4 protein-coding genes are annotated in these 5,451 nt (G+C 66.0%); 1 reads left to right on the top strand and 3 read right to left on the bottom strand.

Annotated features, from left to right (window positions below):
- The first annotated feature begins 256 nt into the window (after positions 1-256).
- On the top strand, positions 257-1,081 hold the full coding sequence (locus ACLJOU_RS46705; protein WP_410575750.1) for a transglutaminase-like domain-containing protein: 825 nt from the start codon (positions 257-259) through the stop codon (positions 1,079-1,081).
- 85 nt (positions 1,082-1,166) lie between these two features.
- Here ACLJOU_RS46705 and ACLJOU_RS46700 read toward each other — a convergent pair whose 3' ends face one another.
- Genes ACLJOU_RS46700 through ACLJOU_RS46690 form a run of 3 tightly spaced genes read right to left on the bottom strand, consistent with a single transcriptional unit; the run spans position 1,167 to position 5,322 of the window.
- Positions 1,167-1,682, bottom strand: a complete 516-nt coding sequence (locus ACLJOU_RS46700; RefSeq protein ID WP_410575749.1) for a DUF6262 family protein — start codon at positions 1,680-1,682, stop codon at positions 1,167-1,169.
- Positions 1,679-4,165 carry a tyrosine-type recombinase/integrase gene (locus ACLJOU_RS46695; RefSeq protein WP_410575748.1) on the bottom strand — a complete coding sequence of 829 codons (2,487 nt, stop codon included), beginning with the start codon at positions 4,163-4,165 and terminating at the stop codon, positions 1,679-1,681. Before ACLJOU_RS46695 ends, ACLJOU_RS46700 begins: the two co-directional genes overlap by 4 nt.
- On the bottom strand, positions 4,162-5,322 hold the full coding sequence (locus ACLJOU_RS46690; protein ID WP_410575747.1) for a tyrosine-type recombinase/integrase: 1,161 nt from the start codon (positions 5,320-5,322) through the stop codon (positions 4,162-4,164). Before ACLJOU_RS46690 ends, ACLJOU_RS46695 begins: the two co-directional genes overlap by 4 nt.
- Positions 5,323-5,451: the final 129 nt, after the last annotated feature.

Below are 5,451 nucleotides of genomic sequence, written 5' to 3'. Positions count from 1 at the left end.
TTCTCTGGGGCTCGCGATGCCTGAGGCCGACTCCAGATAGGAGTTTGTGCAGCTCAGTGGCTATCTTGATCCACCGTAGTGTGTGCGACAGTTGTCGTGCAAGGCACGCCGCAGCGATCACCGAATAGTGGATGTTACCGGCGGCCGGCGGCAGTGCGGTCGAGCTGGTTCGAGGAACCGAACCCCGGGCAGCCGAGGTCTTGTCTCGGAAGGCGTAGCGACCGAGTTCAGTGGTCAGCTGCGTATGATCGTCCTCATGGCGAAGGTCATCGACTACGCAGCCCCTGGCCCATTTACCGGACTCGACGGTGTCAGCTCGCTCGCGCTTGAGGGCGTCGCCACTGACCCGGTGGACGTCTGCTTCCCCGTTCACAACCTGGTCATCCAACCGACTGATGCGCAAGCGTTGAACCTGCCGGCTGATCGCTTCGGCGAGAATCAGGTCCGGCCCGCCAGCAAGCTGGTGCGGCAGTTGCTGGCGCTGGACCCGGCACCGTTGACCACGGCGCGGGAACCCGACAAGCGCGTGGTGGGAACCTGTCGGCACTTCGCGGTGCTCAGCTGCGCGCTGCTGCGCTACCGCGGTGTCGCCGCCCGCGTCCGCTGCGGGTTTGCCACCTACTTCCAGCGTGGTCAAGGCCTTGACCACTGGATCACGGAATACTGGGACGACATCAGTACCCGTTGGATTCGCGTTGACTCGGAGATTCTCGGGAAAACGGTGTTGCCCCACCCGCATGACTTGCGTCCCGGCGAATTTCTCACGGGCGGCGAGGCATGGAGCGCTTTCCGGTCCGGTGAGATCGACGCCTCCACCTTCGGGGTCTTCGGGACACAGAACTGGGGAGCCGCAGAGATCCGCGGCAACGCTGTGAAGGATCTCGCCGCGCTGAACAAGGTCGAGACCCTTCCGTGGGACGAGTGGGGCCGCATGACCGACGCCTACGAGGGGAAGACGGGCGCGGACTATGACGCGCTCCTCGACGAGCTTGCCGTGGTCTGTGCGACCGATGATCCGGAAGCGGTGACCGCACTCTACGGTCACGAAGATCTGAAGGTTCCAGAAAGTCTGATCCACTGAGTAGGACACGCTGAGCGGGGTGGGAGCAGCAGCAGGTCTACATGTCAGTACGCACGGCCGAATACGCTGCCGCCGGACATGGTGGTTATGAACGGTTGAGTTGGCTGATGAGGTCACGGTTTGCTCCTCTCGCGGCGTCGAGTTCTTGGTCGCGTTCTGTCAGAACGTCTTTGAGATCAACGACTTCTTGTTCAAGTTCGGTGATGCGCCGCTTCAGCTGGTCGATGTCATCGGGTGCTCCGAGCCCGGACTCGCGCCAGGCGTGGTCACCCATGAGTTCGGACAGCTTCTTCTCCAGCTGCCGGACCCGCGACGCCTGCCGATTGGCCCGGTCCTGCGCATTGACGAGATCGGCTTGCAGGGACGTCATCGTCACGCTCGAACCACCAACGGTCTTGGCGGGTTGTGCTTGTGCCGCATGTATTTGCGCGAGCAGATCGGCGTGACGGTAGAGAAACGACCTGTCCACTCCGGCTTGACGTGCAAGAGCGGAGATACTGATCTCCTCGCCCGCGGCGACGGTCGTGTTGAGGGTCTTGATGACGCGTTGCCGCCGACGTGCCGAGTCGGCCCGCCGGCCGTTGATCATCGCGTTGCTCATGCGGTGCGCTCCGGTCGGACGTCGGGCAGCGGCTGGCGGGCTCGGGGCATCCCCAGCGCGACGACAGCGCTGCGGTTGCGGCGGACGATCGTGATGGCGTCGTCGATCTGAGAGCGCTCGGCGTCGGTGAGACCGTCCATGTCGGCCTTGACACGGGCGATCAGCCGCCGCACCCGGCTGATCTCGGCGTCGGTGGGCATGGCTTCGGCCTTGGCCCAGTCGTCGACCTCGACGGTGGCCAGCAGGCGTTCGCGGTTGCGCAGCAGTTCGGCCAGGTAGGTTTCGAGGTCCGGCAGGTAGGAGATGTCGGTGCTGAAGTGGGCGCAGCCGACACAACGGAACCGCACCGGGCAGTCGTCACCGCCGGCTGCGACGTTGCTGGGTTCGCTGCAGGAGCCGTAAGGAACGGCGACTTCTCCGACGGCCCGGCGGACGCGTTCGGAGTCCAGCAGGGCTTTGGCTTGACGCCAGATCCGGTTGCCGTGCCGGTCGAACTGCATCGTGGTGACTCGTTCGACGGCGTCACGGCGACGTTGTTCACCGACGCGGTAGTACTGCTGGCTGGTGCCGATCTGGCGATGCCCCATGAGCTCCCGCAGGACGTCGACCGCGACCCCGGCGTCGGCGTGCCGTTGGGCGTAGGTGTGTCGGTAGGCATACAGGTAGATCCGCGCGGGATCGAACGGCAGCTGTGCGGTCTTCTGCTGACCGTCTTCGATCACCGGAACCGGGACGAGTAGCGGCGGTAGGCTGTCGACCCATCGGCGGTGGCGGCCGGAGACCCAGCCTTTGGTGATTCCCTTGGCGCCCCGGGGGTTGCGTGTGGGCGCGGGCAACAGTTTCACCTGATCCGTCGGGACATTGGGGAACCGCGCGGCGACTCGCTGCTGTTGCGTGACGATCAGCGCGGCGGTCGCTTCGGGGATCGGCAGACGGCGCCTGTGACGGTTGCCCTTGAGGTTGTCGTAGACCAGAACGGGTTTGCCGTCCCCGTCGCGTTCCAGACAGTCCCAGCCCAGTTGGCAGATTTCGTTGGGGCGACGCCCGGTGTCGATGAGCAACTCGACCGCGACCCGCAGTTCGACACTGGTGTCCTCCAGCCGGGCCAGGTGCCCGCAGAGGTGGCGCATCACCTCGGCGGGAAGGTCACGTCCGGCTTCCGCGTCGTCGGGAGTGCCAGGAACATCTTCCCGGCCGAGTGCGAAGTCCTCAGGCAGCCGATGCAACGGCTGGCCGGCGCGCGTGAGTCCCATGCCGCGCATCCGGGTGAGGACGCGCCGGACGTCCCGGCAGGTGTAGATCCGCTTGTATCCGCTGAGCACATCTTGTTGTTGCAGATAGGCCATGCGGTTGCAGAACGCCGTGATGTCCGTCCTCGACAGAGCCGTCAGCCGGTCGCCGTGATCGTCACGCTGCAGCCGGAGACTGTCCGACAGCAGCACCAGCGAGTTGATCTGGGTTTGGACCACGCGGGCGACGTCGGTGCCTCGGCGGCGAGGCAGGTCGTCGTAGGCCCAGCGCTTGGTTGCTTCGCGCAGCCACGGCTGGCTGAGCTCGGTGAACCTGAGCGTTCCACTGTGGCCGAACGCAGTGACGTCCCATTCGTCTTTGACCCGCTCGGTTTCCGGGTTCAGTTGCTGCCGTCGAGCCAGCGTGACCATGCTCTTGTGCAGTCCAGCGGGAACCGATGCGAGCTCGGAAACCGGGATGTCCTGCAACGAGCCAGCATGACACGCCAGCGCCGCCGTGCAGACCGGTCGCAGATGGTGACTACGGGTTTGGATTCCCTGCCGGGTGCGCTCCTGCAGCGCGTAGATCACCTCCGCCACGACCCGTGGTGCCAGCCCTCGGAGGCTGACCTGGTCGCGTTCGACCGCCGCGGGTTCAGTGCGCCGCCACCGCAGCTCATCGGCATCCGGATGCTGGGTCCGGTAGCGGCGCCAGCGGTCACGATGCCGCCCGCAGTAGGCGCCGGCGCCTTCGCGATCACGGCTGCACGCCACCACCGGGCAGGGGCCGTAGCCGGGCAACGGCACGACGTCGGGATGACGCACGAACTGTTCCAGCGGCAGCCGAATCGTGTGTCGATACTGCAGGTGGTGGGAGTTGCACAGTTTGGACTTCCGGCCCTTCCACGGCAGCGCGCACCCCGGCACGGAGCACGGACCGCTCTCGTTCGACCGCAGATAGACCCTGGGAACAGCGACAAACTCCTCCAGCGACGGCCGCTCGGCCTGCTGCCAGCGCGCATCGCAGGTCGGGCACAGGCCCGTTGTCTTGGAGCGCATCTCCTCGCACCCGACCACTACGCAGACCCGGACCCCGAGCAGTGGGTGTGACCGCGGGAACCTCAGCACACCGACCTCGGGCTGCCACGACATCAACGACACGAACTCGGGCTGGATCGCCTGCCACAACTCGCTAGCGACCTTGTCGTCCGAGCCGCTGCGTTGGTGCGCGGTTGCGCGCTGCGGGCGGGTCACCGGGCACCGTCCTCGGCCAGCAACCGGGGCGAGGCGACGCGGCTGACCGCCGCCCGCAAACGAGCCGGATCCGGGTGTAGGTAGGGCTGTGCGGACGAGTGATGCTTGTGACCCATCAAGTGCTGGATCTCATCCAGCGTCGCGCCCGTATCGGCCAGTGTGGAGCCGAACCCGTGCCGCAGCATGTGCGGTGTGATCCGGCGCCGCAGACCACCACGGACCGCCAGCCGCTCGATCAACTCGCCGATCGCGTCCGGCGTCATCGGCGCACCCACCGGCGGACGGAACAAGTTCACCAACAGAAAGTCACTCGACGCAGCCGCCGGGCACTCCTGGCGCTCGGCGACGTACCGGTCATATGCCTGAACCAGCAGGAAGTCGACCGGGACCGCGTAGGAGTGCCGCGACTTCGCCCAGGCTCCATTGCTGTTCTCCCGCCGCACCACATGCACGTGCGGCCCCTCGATGAGGCACCCGAGAAGGCCGTTGTCCACGGACAGATGCACGTCGCTGCGGCGCAGCCCGGCCACCGCGCCGCGTCGCAGACCAGCGCGGGCCAAGAGCAGAACGATCAACCGGTCCCGTGCCGATCGGCACTCCCGGAACAACGTGACGATCTCCTCGTCGCTCGCGCGGTCGACCGGGCTGTCCGGTTCGTGCAGCCGGTGCCGGGCACGCATCCGATAGCTCAGGCGAGCGTCCTCGCCTTGCGCTTCGATCGGCAGGTCACGGGTATCCGCCAGTTCGTAGAGCTGACCCAGGATCCACTCGGGTGCCTCGTTGGTAGCGACCGCGAAGGACAGAAACCCTCGCACTGCAACGAGAACCCGGTTGATGCGCCGCTCGCCGCGGACCGTGGCGGCGCCCGGTCCGGGGACCACGCCACTGCTACCGGCGTGTATCGGGGTGTACTTCAGCCACGTCATGAACAGACCGATATCTGAGGCGGCGGTGGTCCAGTCCCGATCAGTGCGGCTGCACCATCGCAGGTACAGCGCGACCGCACCCGCGTAGGTCTTGGTCGTCGATTCGGCCCGGTCCCGGCCGAACCGCAGCTCGCGCAGGAACTTGTCGGCTACCGGAACGGCATCCATGCTCTCGTCGAGCACTGTCCAATAGCGACTACCGGACGGCATCTTCACCACAAACGCTCGCATCGTGTGTCTCGGCTCCTCGTTGTTCGGCAACAAAGAGCCACAGAGCTACACCCCCAGAGAACCGTCGCATGGGACGCCACACCGACGACCGACGCAACGTCACACCACAGGCTGACGCCCCCCAGAGAA

Origin of the sequence: Amycolatopsis sp. cmx-4-61 (genome assembly GCF_046548775.1) — a bacterium.
GTDB lineage: Bacteria > Actinomycetota > Actinomycetes > Mycobacteriales > Pseudonocardiaceae > Amycolatopsis.
The sequence above is the reverse complement of the archived record's forward strand: the minus strand, read 5'-3'. Positions and strand labels throughout refer to the sequence as shown.